Source organism: Streptomyces sp. NPDC104814 (assembly GCF_055583185.1).
Genome location: NZ_JBVJOL010000001.1, coordinates 357,303 through 374,199, shown reverse-complemented (window position 1 = coordinate 374,199; position 16,897 = coordinate 357,303). Strand labels below are relative to the sequence as shown.

Annotated in this window: 15 protein-coding genes; 7 read left to right on the top strand and 8 right to left on the bottom strand. The window is 74.3% G+C overall.

Annotated features, from left to right (window positions below; all coding sequences use genetic code 11):
* Positions 1–366: 366 nt before the first annotated feature.
* Positions 367–1,350, top strand: coding sequence for a helix-turn-helix domain-containing protein (locus ACZ64A_RS01500; RefSeq protein WP_469809022.1), 984 nt, complete (start codon positions 367–369; stop codon positions 1,348–1,350).
* Positions 1,351–1,410: 60 nt separating this feature from the next.
* Positions 1,411–1,893, top strand: coding sequence for a DUF456 domain-containing protein (locus ACZ64A_RS01495; RefSeq protein ID WP_469807486.1), 483 nt, complete (start codon positions 1,411–1,413; stop codon positions 1,891–1,893).
* A 332-nt stretch (positions 1,894–2,225) separates the two neighbouring features.
* On the opposite strand, the gene ACZ64A_RS01490 is transcribed toward ACZ64A_RS01495, so the two are convergent.
* The 3 genes from ACZ64A_RS01490 to rsgA form a co-directional block, all read right to left on the bottom strand.
* Positions 2,226–2,714, bottom strand: coding sequence for a methylated-DNA--[protein]-cysteine S-methyltransferase (locus ACZ64A_RS01490; RefSeq protein WP_469807485.1), 489 nt, complete (start codon positions 2,712–2,714; stop codon positions 2,226–2,228).
* On the bottom strand, positions 2,711–4,102 hold the full coding sequence (locus tag ACZ64A_RS01485) for a DNA-3-methyladenine glycosylase 2 family protein (protein ID WP_469809021.1): 1,392 nt from the start codon (positions 4,100–4,102) through the stop codon (positions 2,711–2,713). The genes ACZ64A_RS01490 and ACZ64A_RS01485 overlap by 4 nt, the downstream gene beginning before the upstream one ends.
* 154 nt (positions 4,103–4,256) lie before the next feature.
* Positions 4,257–5,369, bottom strand: a complete 1,113-nt coding sequence (rsgA, locus tag ACZ64A_RS01480; RefSeq protein ID WP_469807484.1) for a ribosome small subunit-dependent GTPase A — start codon at positions 5,367–5,369, stop codon at positions 4,257–4,259.
* Between the two features lie 330 nt (positions 5,370–5,699).
* Between rsgA and ACZ64A_RS01475 the strand changes: the two genes are divergently transcribed.
* Complete coding sequence (locus ACZ64A_RS01475; RefSeq protein ID WP_469807483.1) at positions 5,700–7,235, top strand: N,N-dimethylformamidase beta subunit family domain-containing protein; 1,536 nt, start codon at positions 5,700–5,702, stop codon at positions 7,233–7,235.
* Positions 7,236–7,265: 30 nt separating this feature from the next.
* On the opposite strand, the gene ACZ64A_RS01470 is transcribed toward ACZ64A_RS01475, so the two are convergent.
* Together ACZ64A_RS01470 and ACZ64A_RS01465 are read right to left on the bottom strand one after the other, a co-directional pair.
* A complete protein-coding gene (locus ACZ64A_RS01470) occupies positions 7,266–8,588 on the bottom strand; it encodes a radical SAM protein (protein ID WP_469807482.1) in 1,323 nt (440 codons plus the stop codon).
* A 57-nt stretch (positions 8,589–8,645) separates the two neighbouring features.
* A complete protein-coding gene (locus tag ACZ64A_RS01465; RefSeq protein ID WP_469807481.1) occupies positions 8,646–9,320 on the bottom strand; it encodes a pyridoxamine 5'-phosphate oxidase family protein in 675 nt (224 codons plus the stop codon).
* A gap of 105 nt (positions 9,321–9,425) precedes the next feature.
* On the opposite strand from ACZ64A_RS01465, the gene ACZ64A_RS01460 reads away from it, so the two are divergent.
* The 4 genes from ACZ64A_RS01460 (at position 9,426) to ACZ64A_RS01445 (ending at position 15,163) form a co-directional block, all read left to right on the top strand.
* Positions 9,426–10,670, top strand: coding sequence for an FAD-binding protein (locus ACZ64A_RS01460; protein ID WP_469807480.1), 1,245 nt, complete (start codon positions 9,426–9,428; stop codon positions 10,668–10,670).
* A gap of 121 nt (positions 10,671–10,791) precedes the next feature.
* Entirely contained in the window at positions 10,792–13,653 is a 2,862-nt protein-coding gene (locus tag ACZ64A_RS01455; protein ID WP_469809020.1) for a glycoside hydrolase family 2 TIM barrel-domain containing protein, read from the top strand.
* A 150-nt stretch (positions 13,654–13,803) separates the two neighbouring features.
* Positions 13,804–14,388, top strand: a complete 585-nt coding sequence (locus ACZ64A_RS01450) for a TetR/AcrR family transcriptional regulator (protein ID WP_469807479.1) — start codon at positions 13,804–13,806, stop codon at positions 14,386–14,388.
* Entirely contained in the window at positions 14,381–15,163 is a 783-nt protein-coding gene (locus tag ACZ64A_RS01445; RefSeq protein WP_469807478.1) for an alpha/beta fold hydrolase, read from the top strand. The genes ACZ64A_RS01450 and ACZ64A_RS01445 overlap by 8 nt, the downstream gene beginning before the upstream one ends.
* Here ACZ64A_RS01445 and ACZ64A_RS01440 read toward each other — a convergent pair.
* The 3 genes from ACZ64A_RS01440 to ACZ64A_RS01430 all read right to left on the bottom strand — a co-directional run bounded on the left by ACZ64A_RS01440 (position 15,157) and on the right by ACZ64A_RS01430 (position 16,837).
* Positions 15,157–15,924, bottom strand: a complete 768-nt coding sequence (locus ACZ64A_RS01440) for an isocitrate lyase/PEP mutase family protein (RefSeq protein WP_469807477.1) — start codon at positions 15,922–15,924, stop codon at positions 15,157–15,159. The genes ACZ64A_RS01445 and ACZ64A_RS01440 overlap by 7 nt on opposite strands.
* Positions 15,921–16,334 (bottom strand): hypothetical protein, encoded by a 414-nt coding sequence (locus ACZ64A_RS01435; RefSeq protein WP_469809019.1) that lies wholly within the window; start codon positions 16,332–16,334, stop codon positions 15,921–15,923. The genes ACZ64A_RS01440 and ACZ64A_RS01435 overlap by 4 nt, the downstream gene beginning before the upstream one ends.
* A gap of 128 nt (positions 16,335–16,462) precedes the next feature.
* A complete protein-coding gene (locus tag ACZ64A_RS01430; RefSeq protein WP_469807476.1) occupies positions 16,463–16,837 on the bottom strand; it encodes a VOC family protein in 375 nt (124 codons plus the stop codon).
* Positions 16,838–16,897: the final 60 nt, after the last annotated feature.

Genomic DNA, 16,897 nt, shown 5'->3' with positions numbered 1-16,897 from the left:
CCGGGGGCGTGTTGGACGGCGTGTCGGGCGACCCGTCGAACACGAGGGCGAACGCCCGCACATCACCCGCGACTTGACGGCCGCCGGGCGGCCCCACCCCCCACGGGAGGACCGCCCGGCGACGACGGGGTGACCGGGCCCCGGATCCCCTGCACGCGGATGCGCGTCCCGGGCCCCGGTCACGTCGAGAGGACGGCCGCGCGGCGGATCGCCGGATGATCACAGGAAGCGGCCGTGGCCACACCTTGGCAGAGGGAGCGGTTCTGCGGCGATGATGTCGGGCGGCGGGTTTGCGCCGTGGCTGTTTTCCGCCACGGCCGGGCACGCCACGGGCTGGTGGATTTCCGACGGGAGGGGCGCACGCTGATGCTGGCGGCGATCGGGCTGGACGAGACGGACGAGTCGGCGTACCGCGCCCTGGTGTCGCTGGGCGCGGCCGACGTACCGGACCTGTCGCGCCGGCTGTCACGGGCCGAACGCGACACCGAGCGTGCCCTGCGCCGTCTGGAACGGCAGGGTCTGGCAGCCCAGTCCTCCGGCCGGCCGGGCCGCTGGGTGGCCGCCCCGCCCGGCGTGGCGCTCGGCGCGCTGCTCACCCGGCGGAGGCACGAGCTGGAGACCGCGGAGCTGACCGCGGCCCTGCTGGCGGAGGAGTACCGGGCGAGCGCCGCCGAACCGGCCGTGCACGACCTGGTCGAGGTGGTCACCGGGGCGGCGGCCGTCGCCCAGCGTTTCCTGCAGTTGCAGCTCGGCGCGACGGAGGAGGTGTGCGCGCTGGTCACCGGCAACCCGATGGTCGTCTCCGGCATGGACAACGACGCCGAGGAGCAGGCGGCCGGCCGGGGCGTGCGCTACCGGGTGGTCGTGGAGCGGTCCGTGCTGGACCTGCCGCACGGCTTCACGGAGCTGACCGCGGCGCTCTCCCGCGACGAACAGATCCGGGTGGTGGACGAGGTCCCGACGAAACTGGTGGTCGCCGACCGCGCCCTCGCCCTGGTGCCGCTCACCTCCCGCCGCGCGGAGCCCGCGGCGCTGGTGGTGCACGCGAGCGGGCTGCTGGAACTCCTCTCCGGCCTGTTCGAGTCGGTGTGGCGGACCGCGCTGCCGCTCAGGCTCGGCCCCGGCGGAGTGCGCGAGGAAGGCCCGGACGGCCCCGACACGACCGACCTGGAGATCCTCTCCCTGCTGCTCGCCGGGCTCACCGACGCGAGCGTCGCCAAACAGCTCGACCTGGGTCTGCGCACGGTCCAGCGCCGCGTGAAACGCCTGATGGAGCTGACCGGCGTGACCACGCGGCTCCAGTTGGGCTGGCACGCGTACGAGCGGGGCTGGGTGGCCCGGGACGCGTAGACGGCCCCGCGCCGCCCCTCCCCACCTGCGCCTTCCCGCTCGCTCCGGCACTCTGGGCAGATGGGAGTGTGGGAACTCCTCCTGGTCGGGGTGGTCCTGCTGCTCGGCCTGTGCGGAGTGCTGGTGCCCGGCGTGCCCGGCTCATGGCTGGTCTGGGCCGCCGTGCTGTGGTGGGCGCTGAAGGACCCCCAGCCGGTCGCCTGGGGCGTCCTGGTCGGCGCCACCACCGTCCTCCTGCTCTCTCAGGCGGTGCGCGGACTCCTGCCGCCACGCCGGCTGCGCGACGCGGGCGCCACCCCCCGCATGGCCGTGTACGCCGGCCTCGGCACGCTGGCCGGTTTCGTACTGCTCCCCGTCCTGGGCGCGATCCCCGGCTTCCTCGGCGGCATCTACCTCGCCGAACGCCTCCGCCTGGGCCGCCACGGCGAGGCCCGGGCGGCCCTGCGCACGGCCATGCGCGCGGGCGGCTGGAGCGTACTCGCGGAGCTGTACGCCTGCCTCCTGATCACAGCGGCCTGGCTGGGCGCGGTCCTCTGGGCCTGACCACCCCACCCAGCGCCCGCCACGACGCTGGTGCACCCGCGTACGGCGGGAAGGGGCCGGGGTGGGGGGTGTCCGCCCGCAGCGTCCGGCACCGTGACACGGCGCCCGCGTCGGATACGGCCGGCCGGACCGAGGACGGACACCCCCCACCGCGGCCCCGCCTTGACCACCGGCCGCAGGCGCTAGGCACGCCACGGCGCGACCAGCCCCCACGCACCCGCAGCCGACAACGCACCCGGCGCCGCAGGCAACGGCGACCAGCCACACCGCACCCGCACAGGCACCGCAGGCAACGGCGACCAGCCACACCGCACCCGCAGACGACACCGCCCCTAAAGAACCCCCTCCAAAGCCAGCAGCCGCGTCTTGCGTTCGAGGCCGCCCGCATACCCCGTCAGCGCCCCGTTCGCCCCGATCACCCGATGGCACGGCCGCAGCACCAGCAACGGATTCGCGCCGATGGCGCCGCCGACGGCCCGCACGGCGGCCCGAGGCGCACCGATCCGCGCGGCGATCGCGCCGTACGTCGTGGTCGCCCCGTACGGGACGGAGTCCAGTGCGTCCCACACCCGCTGCCGGAAGGCGGTGCCGTGTGCCCGCAGCGGCAGGTCGAACTCCGACAGGTCGCCGGCGAAGTACGCGGCGAGCTGCTCGGCCGCCGCGCGGAAGGGGCCGTCGTCGTGCCGCCAGTCCTCCTGGACGGTCCGGCCGCCCTTCTGCTCCGGCACGGACAGCGAGGTCAGCGCGCCGTCCGGGTCGGCGGTGAGCAGCAGCGGCCCGATCACGCTGTCGAGGCGGGTGAAGTACGTCGGGGTGGTCATCGGTTCTCCAACTCCCCTGCGGCGAGCAGGTGCTGTACGGCGTAGGTGCGCCAGGGGCGCCAGGTGTCGGGCAGGGGACGGCCGGGCGGGGCGACGTCCGGGTCGCCGAGCGCGCGGGCGCGGATCACGGCGACGGTGGCGGCGTCGATGCCGGGCAGTGCGCGCAGGGCCTGCTCGGCGTCGTCCCGGTCGACGCCGGGGTCGAGCCGCAGACGGCCGTCGGCCAGGGCGGCGGCGAGCGCCCCGAGGGGGCCGCCGGGCTCGGCCTGCGCGAGGACGGCCGGCTCGGGGAAGAGACGGGTGAGGCCGTGGCAGGGCGCGTCGAGCCGTTTGCCGTACGCGAGGACGAGCCGCTCGGTCCGCTCCCGGCCGGCCAGGGCGCGCACCGCCACCTCTTCGGGGTCGGCGGCGCCGGCTGAGCGCAGCCCGGGGCGGGCGGCGACCAGCGGGGCGAGCCGCGGGTCGGCGCCGAGCCGCTCGTCGACGGCGTACGGGTCGGCGTCCAGGTCGAACAGGCGGCGCAGCCGCTGGACGGCGGTGGTGAGGTCGCGCGGGTCGGTGAGATGGAGCCGCACGTCGAGCCAGCCGCCGGGGTGGGCGGCCGAGGCCCGGGTCTCGGTGCCGGTGCGCTCGGCGACGGCGGCGATTCCGGTGCCGTACGGCAGCCGCAGGGTGCGCCGGTAGGTACGGGCGCCGGGCCGGCCGCTGACCTCCTCGACGCCGGGCACGGCCTCGCGGGCCAGCAGGTCGAAGACGGGGCCCGCCTGGTAGGGCCCGCGGTGGGCGAGCCGCAGCGGGATGCCGGCGCCGGGCGTGTCGCCCCGCCGGGCGCCGGGTGCGGCGGCCCGCAGTTCGCTCGGCGTGGAGGCGTAGATCGCCCTGATCGTGTCGTTGAACTGGCGGACGCTGGCGAATCCGGACGCGAACGCGATCTCGGTGATCGGCAGCTCGGTGGTCTGCAGCAGCACGCGCGCGGTGTGCGCCCGCTGCGCCCGGGCCAGCGCGACCGGCCCGGCGCCGAGTTCGGCGGTGAGCTGCCGCTGCACCTGCCGGGCGCTGTAGCCGAGGCGTACGGCGAGCCCGGCGACGCCTTCGCGGTCGACCACGCCGTCGCCGATCAGCCGCATGGCGCGGCCGACGACGTCGGCGCGGACGTCGTGGTCGGCCGAGCCGGGCACGGCGTCGGGACGGCACCGCCGGCAGGCCCGGAACCCGGAGCCCTGCGCGGCGGCGGCCGTCGCGAAGAACCGCACGTTGCGGCGTTTCGGTGTCACGGCCGGGCAGCTGGGACGGCAGTAGATCCCGGTGGTCTCGACGGCGAAGAAGAACTCCCCGTCGAACCGGGCGTCCCGGCTCCGCACGGCCTCGTACCTGCTGTCCTCGTCCATCACGCAACCCAGTCTCCGCCATCCGGCGCGCCCCGACTGGCGGAAATCGGACGTGAAGGTGATCCCGCGCCCGCGCCCCCCGAAGGGGCCTTCGGGGGGTGTCTCGCCGATCACGCCGGGCTCGCGACGTCCGGCCTGATCGACGAGGCACCGCCTAGCGGTGGCGCCCCCGCTTCGCCTCCATCGCCGCCTTGCCCTCCGCTCCCCGTCGCTTCCACTCCTTGCGGAGCTCCGCGCGCAGCCGGGCGTCGGTCTTGGCGACGATGTACTGGTTCTCCCGCTGGAGCTTGCGGTAGCTCTCCAGCCGCCGCTCGGGCAGCTCGCCCGCCTCCAGGGCGGCCCGTACCGCGCATCCCGGCTCGGTGTCGTGGCCGCAGTCGTGGAACCGGCACTCCTCGGCCAGTTCCTCGATCTCGGCGAAGACCTGGCCGACCCCGTTCCCGGCGTCCCACAGGCCGACACCCCGCAGGCCGGGGGTGTCGATGAGGACCCCGCCGCCGGGCAGGGCGAGCAGATTCCGGGTGGTGGTGGTGTGCCGGCCCTTGCCGTCGAGGCCGCGGACGGCCTGGACGTCCATCACGTCCGCGCCGAGCAGCGCGTTGGCGAGGGTGGACTTGCCGGCGCCGGACTGCCCGAGCAGGACGGAGGTGCCGGCTCCGACGACGGCGGCGAGCACGTCGAGCCCGTCTCCCCGCTCGGCGCTGACGGTCAGCACGGGTACGCCGGGCGCCGCGGTCTCGACGTCCTGGACGAGGTGTCCGAGCGTCACCGGGTCGGGCACGAGGTCGGCCTTGGTGAGCACGACCACGGGCTGCGCCCCGGACTCCCAGGCGAGGGCGAGGAAGCGTTCGATGCGGCCGAGATCGAGTTCCACACCGGCGGAGACGGCGACGACGGCGTGGTCGACGTTGGCGGCGAGGATCTGCCCCTCGGACCGCTTGGAGGAGGTGGAGCGTACGAAGGCGGTGCGGCGCGGCAGGTACGCGCGCACATAGCGGGGGTTGCCGCCGGGTTCGACGACGGCCCAGTCGCCGGTGCACAGGACCCGCAGCGGGTCGTGCGGGGTGACGAAGGCGGTGTCGGCGCGGACCGTGCCGTCGGCGGTGACGACGTCGCACTGACCGCGGTCGACGCGCACGACACGGCCGGGCAGCAGCCCTTCGGCGGCGTACGGCGCGAACGCGTCGGCCCAGTCCTCGTCCCAGCCGTAGGGAGCGAGAGCGGAGAAGACGGAGGAGGTGGAGAAGGAAGCAGAGCTGGCGCTCAAGGGGTGACCCTTCGCAAGGGGCGGCCCCGGCAGGCGCGCGTGTTCGGCGCGGCGGATTCGGTCAGCCGGTGGCCACGGAGGTGGACGTGATGGATTCCTGGATGCGGGCAGCGCCCATCGCAACGACAGCCATCGGTCGACACCTCCTCGTCCTCACATCTGCGGTGGCGGTGGCCGGAAGGCCACCGCTCGGATCGCTCCTCACCCTAGGGAAGACGGGAGTCGGGGCGCCACCGGTTTTCTCGCGGGGCACGCGTCTCCTCTCCGGTTGCGCGTGCCGCCGGGCCCGGCGACGCTGGGCCGGGCGCACTTCCGGGAGGTGACGTGACCGTGGCAGACGGAACGGGCGCGCCGGGCCGGCGCCGCTTCCTTTGTCTGTGCGCCGGCGCGGGCCTCGGCGCCGCCGCGTGCACGGCCGGGCCGGACGGGCACCGCTCCGCCGCGCGCGACGCGGGGCGGCACCGGCCCGAGGCGGAGCGGGACGCTCCGGGTACTGCCGACTGGCGGCTGGGTGCGACGGGGCCGCAGGACGCGGTGGCCGGTTACACCGACCGGGTCAGCGTGACACCCGGCGAGGAGTTCGCCCTGCACGTGTCGACGACCGCCCCGTCCTTCCGGGTCGCCGCGTTCCGGGTCGGCTGGTACGGCGGACGGCAGGCCCGGCTGATCTGGGCCTCGGACCGCATACCCGGTCATGCCCGGCCCGCGCCCCGGCTGCTGCCGAAGACCCGTACCGTGCACGCCGACTGGCCGGCCACCCTCACCGTGCACACCGCCGGCTGGCCCGAGGGGGCGTATCTGCTGCGGCTGGAGGCGGAGAGCGGATACCGGCGCTACGTCCCGCTGGTCGTCCGCTCCGCCGAGGGCGCGGGCCGCACGGTCCTGGTGCACGCCCCGGCCACCTGGCAGGCGTACAACCGCTGGGGCGGCAGCAGCCTGTACGCCGGACCGCTCGGGGACTACGCGTCCCGCTCACTCGCGGTGACCTTCGACCGCCCCTACGACGGCAGCGGCGCCGAGAAGTTCCTGGTGTACGAGCGGGCGCTGGTGGTGCTGGCCGAGCGCGTCGGCATTCCCCTGGCGTACACCACCGGCCTGGATGTGCACCGGGACCCCTCGGTGCTGCGCGGCGCGCACGCGGTGGTGTGCCTGGGGCACGACGAGTACTGGACGCCCGAGCAGCGCGCCCATGTCACCGCCGCCCGGGACGCGGGCACGAACGTCGCGTTCCTCGGCGCCAACACCTGCTTCCGCCGGGTCCGGCTGGAGCCCGGCGCGGCGGCGGACGCGCGCACGGTGGTCTGCTACAAGAGCGCCTTCCGCGCCGACCCCTGCTACGGCTCCCGTCCCGCCCAGGTCACCACCGACTTCCGGCTGCCGCCGGCGCCCGACCCCGAGTCGTCGCTGACCGGGGTGCTCTACGAGGGCTTCCCGGTCGACGCGCCCTACGTCGTCCGCGCGGCCGATCACTGGCTGTACGACGGCACGGGGGTGCGCCCCGGGGAGGGCTTCCCCCATCTCGTCGGCGTGGAGTACGACCGGGTGCCCGAGGGCTCCCCCGCTCCGGGCCCGCTGGAGATCACCGCGCAGTCGCCGCTGGTGTGCCAGGGCCGGGCGAGCCACAGCGACTCGGCGTACTACACGGTGGCGAGCGGCGCCGGGGTGTTCGCGACCGGCACGATGCGCTGGGTGGAGGGCCTGGTGGCGGGCACCGGCGAACTCGGGCACGACCACGGCATGGACGGCCGTACCCGCGCCTTCGTCACGCGGACCACCGAGAACCTGCTGCGCACCTTCGCACTGGGCCCCGCGGCCCACCACGCACCGGCGCCGCGCCCCGACACGGCCACGGTGCACGGCGCCTGAGGACCGGCGCCGTGCCGGCGGCGGGGACCCTCAGCTCACCGGGGCGGTGTCCTGTGCCGGAAGGCTGTCCATGAAGGAGGAGACGGAGAAGACGGCGCGGCCGGGGCCGGGCGGGCCGTAGCCGGGGGGCGAGGAGAGGCCGAAGTCCTCCATGGTCTGCCGGTAGGCCTGGAGCAGCCGGATGTGGTACTCCAGCGGCGCGCCCTGCGGGTTGGCCTTGCCGAGCGGTGTGGTGGGCTCGGGGCACCAGGTGGTGAAGCGGGGCGTGATGCCGTTGGACATGAAGAAGCGCAGGCCCTCGGTGGTGGAGGCGATGGCCTCGTCGACCGTCTTGAAGCCGAAGGGCTCGGCCATCTCCACGCCCGCGACGAAGTTCGGGATGACGTTGCGCGCGCCGAACACGTCGGCCGAGTCGAGGATCCGCCTGTGCCACTCGTCGCGGCCGACGTACCGCTCCTTGCCGGGGCAGTACATCTTGAACAGGTACTCGTCCCACACCTCGTAGTTGGGGTGGTAGATCTGCACGCCGTAGTCCTTGAAGCGCTGCACGTCCGCCTTGGGCAGCGCCTGGGCGACGACCTTGCCGATCCAGCGGCCGGGGAAGCGCTCCTCGATGGCCTTGGCGTAGTGACCGTAGAAATCGGCCTCGTCGCGTCCGGAGACCGTCTTGGTGATCGCGCCGCCGGTCAGCGTGTAGGCGGTGGACGCCTTCTGCGTGTCGTAGCGGTCGATGATCTCCAGGGCCTCGAGGACCTCCTCGACGTCCTTGACCCCGGTGTAGGGCCGTCCGGCGGCCTTGTGCTGGCGCCAGTTGTGGTTGATGTCGCAGTACTGGCACTCCTCCTTGGCGCCGAAGTACTGGCAGACCCGGAAGACGGTGAGGTAGATCAGGTAGCCCCACTGGATGGTGGGGGCCACCTCCATCACGGACTTGCCGTTGGAGAGCTTGTGCCGGTAGTACTCCGGCATCGGCGGCACGCCGACGTCGGCGATGCGCCTGCCGTCGAGGTAGAGGCCGAGCACGCCGTCCTCGCCGGCGGCGACCCGGTAGGGCGAGGCGGGGTTCACCCGGACGGAGACGACCGTGCGGCGCAGGTCGTAGGGGCCTCCGGTGAGGATGATCTCCTCCGGGGGCCGGCGCAGCGCGGCCTCGCCCAGCTCCGGCAGGGTGCCGTGGTCGAAGGAGAAGATGAAGTAGGACTTCGGCTTCACCTCACCGCTCTCGTTGTCGCTCAGCGCCGACGGGTCGAAGGCGACACCGCCGCGCAGCAGGTCCTCCTTGAAGACGGCTTCCCGCGGCACCTGCGGAAACCGCTCCATCAGATCCTCGACCAGCGCTGTACGGCTGCCCATTCGACTCTCCTCCCGGTTCAGGCGTACGACTCCTCACGGTATGCCCTGCCTCTGACATCAGCCGTGCCGGGTCCCCTCCCGCGCCGCGATGTGCCCCGGTACGGGGGTGCCGGCGGCAAGGAGCGGATCGGGAACGGGCGCGCCCCAGACCTGGGTGAGCGGCAGGGTGCCGGCCCACAGGCCCAGCCCGGCGTCGGGTCCTTCGCCGTCGTCGGGCGCGCCGGTGCGGATCTTGACGGAGGCCTCCTCCAGGGACACGGCGAGCAGGGTGGTGGCGGCCAGCTCCTTGCGGCTGGGGCGGCGCGCGTACGACCACTGACCGGGAGCGCAGTGCTCGGTGAGCAGGCGCAGGCCCTCCAGTTTCTCCTCGGAGTCGGTGACGGTGCGGGCCTCGCCGTGGATGACGGCGCTGCGATAGTTGACGCCGTGCTCGAAGACGGAGCGGGCGAGGACCAGGCCGTCCACGTGGGTGACGGTGACGCACACGGGGACGGAGCCGGCGAGGCTGCGGCTGGCGACGGAGCCGTGGACGTACAGCGCGCGCTCGTCGCGGCCGTAGACGGTGGGCACGACGAGGGGACGTCCCTCGATCACCACGCCCAGATGGCAGACGAATCCGGCGTCCAGGATCGCGTCGAGATCGGCCCGGGCCAGGCTGCCCTGATCCCGCAGGCGGCGGTGCCGGGTGCGGTCGGTCTGCGGGAGGGCGGCGGGAAGCGGCTGTGGCGTCATACGGGAAAACTATCGAATACGTACGCCACAGGCGATGGGCACGATGAAAACAGCAGTCTTGCGGCAGGAAAACTACGGAATCAGCAGATGCGGAGGGGCGCCTCGATGGCCGAGAGCGTGACGAACTGGGCGGGCAACATCACGTACACCGCCAAGGAGCTGCACCGGCCGCGCACGCTCGACGCGCTGCGCGCGGTCGTGGCGGGCGGCGACCGGGTGCGGGTGCTGGGCAGCGGGCACTCCTTCAACACCGTCGCCGACCCCGGCCCCGAGGGCGTCCTGCTGGCGCTCGACGCCCTGCCGGCCGAGGTCGAGGTCGACACGGCGGCGCGGACCGTGCGGGTGGGCGGCGGGGTGCGCTACGCCGAACTGGCCCGCCGGGTGCACGCCCACGGGCTGGCCCTGGCGAACATGGCCTCCCTGCCGCACATCTCGGTGGCCGGCTCGGTGGCGACCGGCACCCACGGCTCGGGCGTCGGCAACGGGCCGCTCGCCGACGCCGTACGGGAGGTGGAGATCGTCACGGCGGACGGCTCCACCGTGACCGTCGCCCGGGGCGACGAGCGTTTCGGCGGCGCGGTCACCTCGCTCGGCGCGCTCGGTGTCGTCACCGCGCTCACCCTCGATCTGGAGCCCGCCTTCGAGGTCGAGCAGCATCTGTACACCGAACTGCCGCTGGAGGGGCTGGACTTCGAGTCCGTGGCGGGCTCGGCGTACAGCGTCAGCCTGTTCACCGACTGGCGGGCGCCGGGCTTCACCCAGGTCTGGCGCAAGCGGCGCACCGACCAGCCGCTGCCCGGCTTCCCGTGGGCCGTGCCGGCCAAGGTGGCGCTGCACCCGGTGCCGGGGATGCCGGCGCAGAACTGCACCGGCCAGTTCGGCGTGCCCGGGCCCTGGCACGAGCGGCTGCCGCACTTCCGCGCGGAGTTCACCCCGAGCAGCGGGGCGGAGCTGCAGAGCGAGTATCTGCTGCCGCGGGAGCACGCCCTGGGCGTCCTGCACGCGATCGACGGCATCCGGGACACGGTCGCGGCCGTGCTGCAGATCTGCGAGGTGCGCACGGTCGCGGCGGACGCGCAGTGGCTCAGCCCGTCCTCCGGGCGGGACAGTGTCGCGGTGCACTTCACCTGGGTGGCGGACACGGCCGCCGTCCTTCCGGTGGTCCGCCGGCTGGAGGAGGTCCTGGCGCCTTTCGCGCCCCGCCCGCACTGGGGGAAGGTGTTCACCACCCCGGCGTCGGCACTGCGCGCGGGCTACCCACGGCTCGCGGACTTCCGCGCGCTGGCGCGGGAGCTGGACCCGGCGGGGAAGTTCACCAACGCGTTCGTGGGGGAACTCTTCGCGGACTGAGCACGCGCCCTCGGGCAACCCGGTCATCACCTCCTCCCGCACCGCACACCCGTCCTGACGGCGCCGGGCCGCGCGCCGTCGCTCACCGACCGGAGACCGCACACCCACCGCCTGGAGACCGATCACCTTGCGCACGACCACCGTCGAGTACCTCGAGAACGTCTCTCCCGGCGACGGCTCCCTGCCGCCGCGTGCCTGGTACGCCACCTCGGACGCGGCACGGCTGCCGCTGAACGGCACCTGGCGGTTCCGGCTGTCGGGGACGGCCGACGCCGAAAACGACGCGTTCGCCGAGCTCGGCCACGACACCCGTGACTGGGCGGAGGTCACGGTCCCCGGGCACTGGGTGCTCCAGGGCCACGGCGCGCCCGGCTACACCAACCACCTCTACCCGTTCCCGGTCGACCCGCCCCGGGTGCCCACCGAGAACCCGACCGGCGACCATCTGCGCGTCTTCGACCTGCCCGGCGACTGGCCGGCCGGCGGCGGCGCCGTGCTCCGTTTCGACGGGGTCGAGTCCTGCGCCCGGGTGTGGCTCAACGGCACGGACCTCGGCACCTTCCAGGGTTCACGGCTGCCGCACGAGTTCACCGTCGGACATCTGCTGCGGCCCAGCGGCAACGTGCTCGCCGTCCGCGTGCACCAGTGGTCGGCGGGCTCGTATCTGGAGGACCAGGACCAGTGGTGGCTGCCCGGCATCTTCCGTGACGTGACCCTGCTGCACCGCCCGCCCGGCTGCGTCGCGGACTTCTTCGTGCACGCCTCCTACGACCATGTGCGCGGCGAGGGCACGCTGCGCGTCGACTCCGACACCGACGGCCGGGTCACGGTGCCGGAACTGGGCGTCGACATCGCCACCGGCGAGTCGGTGACCGTCCCGGTGCTGCCGTGGTCGGCGGAGGCACCGCGCCTGTACGACGGGGTGCTGGCGACGCCGGGCGAACGGGTCGCGCTGCGCATCGGGTTCCGCACGGTGGAGCTGCGCGACGGCCTGATCCAGGTCAATGGCAAACCGGTCCTCTTCAAGGGCGTCAACCGGCACGAGTGGCACCCGGACACGGGCCGCGCGCTGGACACGGCCACCCTGCGCGAGGACGTGCTGCTGATGAAGCGGCACAACATCAACGCGGTGCGCACCTCCCACTATCCGCCGCACCCGGCCTTCCTGGACCTGTGCGACGAGCTGGGCCTGTGGGTGATCGACGAGTGCGACCTGGAGACCCACGGCTTCACCGCGCAGGAGTGGCGGGGCAACCCCGTCGACGACGACCGCTGGACGCCGGCCCTGCTGGACCGCGCCGCCCGGATGGTCGAACGGGACAAGAACCACCCGTCGGTCGTGCTGTGGTCGCTGGGCAACGAGGCGGGCACCGGACGCGGCCTGACCGCGACGGCCGAGTGGATCCGCGGCCGCGACACCTCCCGTCTGCTGCACTACGAGGGCGATCGCAGCTGCCGTGACACGGACGTCTACTCGCGGATGTACGCCTCCCACGAGGAGGTCGAGCGGATCGGCCGATGCCTGGACGGCGGCCCGGACAAGCGGCGCGCGCTGCCCTTCATCCTGTGCGAGTACGCCCACGCCATGGGCAACGGTCCGGGCGGACTGGCCGACTACCAGCGGCTGTTCGAGCGGTACGAGCGGTTGCAGGGCGGTTTCGTGTGGGAGTGGATCGACCACGGCATCACCCATCCGGGGCTGGGTTACGCCTACGGCGGTGACTTCGGCGAGGAGCTGCACGACGGCAACTTCGTCTGCGACGGGCTGCTGTTCCCCGACCGGCAGCCCTCGCCGGGCCTTGCGGAGGTGAAGAAGGTCTTCGAGCCGGTCGGCATCGAAGGAGAACCGGACGCCGGCGGCGTGCGGGTGACGAACAAGCAGGACTTCGCCGACCTGTCCGCGCCGGCCTTCACCTGGTCGTTCGAGGTGGACGGCGAGAGCGTCGCACAGGGCCCGCTGGACGTCCCCGCCCTGGGACCCGGCGAGTCGGCCGACGTGAAGCTGCCCGAGCCGCCCGAGGTGCGGCGCCCCGGGGCCGAGACGCAGTGGACGGTGCGCGCCCGGCTGGCGGCGGACACGGCGTGGGCGCCGCGGGGTCACGAGGTGGCCTGGGGACAGTGGACGGTGTCACGGCGCCCGGTGCCGTACGTCGCCGCGTCCGCCCGCCCGCTGCCCGGCGGCGGCCGGATCACGCTCGGCCCCGGCGTCTTCGACGCCCGCACGGGCGCGCTGCTCGCCGTCGGCGACGTGGCCGTGAAGGGGCTGCGTCTGGACGTGTGGCGGGCGCCGACCGACAACGACAACGGCGCCTCGTGGCAGGACCGTGTCCGCCACGGCCCGCTGTGGCGCACGCTCGGCCTGCACCGCATGCGGCACCGTCTCGACGCGGTGGAGACGGCCGACGACGCGCTGACCGTGCGCACCCGGGTCGCGCCCGCCGGACGGGACCTGGGGCTGCGCACGGTCTACCGGTGGACGTCGGACGGGGACCGGCTGAAGCTGACGGTGTCGGTGGGCCCGGAGGGCGACTGGACGGTGCCGCTGCCGCGGCTCGGGATCCGCTTCGGCCTCGGGGCGGCCGACGAGGTGCGCTGGTTCGGCGGCGGCCCGGGTGAGGCGTACCCGGACACCCGCGAGGCGTCCGCGATCGGGCGGTGGCAGTCGACGGTGGACGCGCTGCAGACGCCGTACGTGCGCCCGCAGGAGAACGGCGCCCGCGCCGACGTGCGATGGGCGGAGCTGGGCGGGCTGCGCATCGAGGGCGACCCGGAGTTCTGGCTGACCGCGCGGCGCTGGACGACGGAGGAGCTGGACGCGGCCACCCACCGCACCGGTCTCACACCGGGTGACACGGTCTGGGTGAACCTCGACCACCGCCAGCACGGCATCGGCTCCCAGTCCTGCGGCCCGGGCCCGCTCCCCCGGTACGTCCTGCACGCCGGGCCCGCCGAGTTCGCGTTCGTGTTCTCCGCGAGCGCCTGACGCCCGCGCGCAAGGGCTCCCGCGGCCCAGGGCTCCCGCGGCCGGGGCGCGCTCGGTACCGGCCACGGGGGCCTCGGCCGTTCGTGCTTCACTCGGCGACCTTCCTGGGCTAGGCTCCTACCTAGGACCTCTAGGAAACGGAAGGTGCCCATGGCGCGTGCCGGTCTCACCGCCGACCGTCTCGTCGCGGCCGCGGCCGAACTCGCCGACGAGGCCGGGTTCGAGAACGTCACCCTGTCCGCGCTGGCACGGCGCTTCGGAGTGAAGGACGCGAGCCTGTACTCGCACATCCGCAACCTGCAGGACCTGCGCACCCGCCTCGCCCTGTTGGCCGGCGGCGAGATGATCGACGCGATCGCCACCGCGGTGGCGGGCCGCGCCGGCAAGGACGCGCTGGCCGCCTTCGCCGGCGCCTACCGCGCGTACGCCCTGGCCCATCCCGGACGCTACGCCGCCACCCAGATCCGCCTCGACCAGGCCCTGGTCACCGACTCCCCCGCGCTGCGCCGCACCGCGGAGATCACCTACGGCATGCTGCGCGCCTACGGCCTGCAGGAGCCCGACCTCACGGACGCCGTGCGTCTGCTGCGCAGCACCTTCCACGGCTACTGCGCCCTGGAGGCCGGCGGCGGCTTCGGCGCCCCCAGGGACGTACAGCGGTCCTGGGAGCGGGCGATCGAGGCGCTGCACGTGGCCCTGGAGAACTGGCCCCGCGAAAAGGGCCCGCATGACTGAGCCCTTTCACGACGTGCACGGCAGCGGGCCGGTCCTGCTGGTCGTGCCGGGCGGCGCCGGGCACCCCATGGGGCTGGACGCGCTGACGCGGCGGCTGGCCGAGCGCTTCACCGTCGTCGTCCTCGACCCGCTCGGCCTCGCCCATGGCCGCCTCGGGCACCCCGTCGCCGAGCAGCGGGTCGCGGACTGGAGCGAGGCGGCGCACCGCGCCCTCGGCTCCGTGCTGCCGGCGGACGGGTCGGCGTGCGTCCTGGGGTTCAGCTCCGGCGCCATCGCCGCCCTCGACCTGCTCGCCCGGCATCCCGGGCGGCTGCGGCACGTCGTCGCGCACGAACCGCCGTGCGTGGCCGCGCTGCCCGACGGACGGCTGCGGCACGAGGGGTTCCGCGCCGTGTACGACACCTACCGCCGCGCGGGGCTCGCCGCCGCCGGCGCCCGGCTGGCCGCGGAACTGGACGGACGCCCGGCGCCCGAGCAGGCCGCGGGCCTGCCGCCCGCCGAGGACGAGGAGACGCGGACGCCGATGGGCGTCTTCCTCACCCGTGTCCTCGTCCCGTTCTCCGGGTACGTGCCTCCGGCGGACCTGCCCGGCGGGCGCCTCACCCTCGCGGCGGGCACGGCCTCCCGTGGTCAACTGCCGCACCGGACGGCCGCCTTCCTCGCCGAGCGCCACGGCAGCCGCTTCCTGGAACTGCCCGGCGGCCACCTGGGAGCGGCCGAGCACCCGGAGAAGTTCGCGGACGGCGTCGCCGCAGCGCTCGCCGGCGCTCACTGAGGCGCCGCCAGGGCGCGGATCGCGTCGTACGACGGCGCGGTGCCCTCGGGCGGCCGCCCGGACCGCACCCGCAGCGCCGTCTCCACGGCCGCGCCCAGCGCGTGCCGGTACAGCAGCGAGCCGAGGCTGATCCGGCGTACGCCCAGGTCGGTGAGGTGGGCGATGCCGGGGCCGCCCGGCGTGTACAGGATGTTCAGGGGCGCGGACACCTGCCGTACCAGGGCGGAGATCGCCCGGGGCTCGCTCAGTCCGGGCACGAAGACCCCGTCGGCGCCCGCCTGCCCGTAGAGGTCGAGGCGGCGCAGGGTCTCGGTGAGGTCGCCGCGGTCGCCGTCGCCGAGCCAGTGGGTGTCGGTGCGGGCGTTGACGAAGAGGCCGGGCACCGCGGCCTTGACCGCGGCGATCTTCCGGGCGTGCAGCGTGGCGGACCCCCGCCCGTCCTCCAGATTGATCCCGACGGCTCCGGCCGCCCACAACCGGTGGGCCAGTTCGGCGACTTCACCGGGGTCGTCGCTGAAGCCGCCCTCGGCGTCCACGGTCAGCAGGAACGGGCCCGAGCCGAGGGCGAGCGCCAGCCGCAGGGTCTCCTCGCGGGTCGCCGCCGCCGCGTCGGGCCTGCCCGCGGCCGCGGCGACACCCAGGCTGGTCGTGCCGATCGCCGGGAAGCCCTCCCCGGCGAGGGCGTGGGCCACGGCGTGGTCCCAGGCGCAGGGCAGCAGCATCGGCTCGCCCGTGCGGTGCAGTGCGGCGAACGCGGTCACGTCAGCTCACCCACCGCGTCCGCGTAGTACGCCGACTCAGCGACGTGGAGGGCGAGTTCACGGAAGCTCCAGCCGTCGCCCGGCGAGTGGTCGAGCCGGTCGTCGGTGAGCGCGTCCAGCCGCACGGCCCAGATGCGGGCGAGCCGGGTGAGCCGGCTGCGGGCCTCGTCGAGGTCCTCGCGGGTGAAGGGGGCGAGGTCGGCCGGTGTGGTGACGGCGGAGGCGTGCCAGTGGTCGGGCAGCGGCGGCTCACCGGCCGACCGGGCCTCCAGCTCGGCGAGATGGTCGATCAGATGGTCGGCGACCCGGCGGATCGCCTTGTGCGGGGTGTACAGCCGGCCGTCGGCATGCGCGGGCGTACCGTCCCAGGCGGTCCAGCCGGCGGCGAGCGCGAGCACGTGGTCGACCATGCCGGTGACGGCCTGGGCGGGGGTGCGGTGGTGGGGATCGGTGCGTCGGTTCACACCGGCACGCTAGGCGCGGAACGCTTCGGCACCGGCCGAAGCGTCCGCGCTCCCGCGAGGCCGGCCGACGCAGCTCAGCTGCCCGCGGCGCGCTCCGCGGCACTGCGCTCGACGCAGAACTCGTTGCCCTCGGGGTCGGCGAGAACGGCCCAGCCGGTGCCGTCCGGGTTGCGGCGGTCGGCGACGAGGGTGGCGCCGAGGGCAAGCAGCCGCTCGACCTCCTCCTCGCGGGTGCGGTCCTGCGGCTGGAGGTCGAAGTGCAGCCGGTTCTTGAGCGTCTTCGCTTCCGGCACGGTGACGAACAGCAGGCCGGCGCCCTCGATGAGGGCCTCGGGGTCCCCCGGCTTGTCGTCGTCGTGCAGGGGAAGGCCCAGCACCTCGGACCAGAAGTGGGCGAGCCGGTAGGCGTCGGCGGAGTCGATCGTGGTGTGGCGGATGGCAGAGGTCACAGAGCGATTGTGGGGGACGGCGAGCGGGCGGACCAGGAAATGACGCATGCTGCGGGTGCG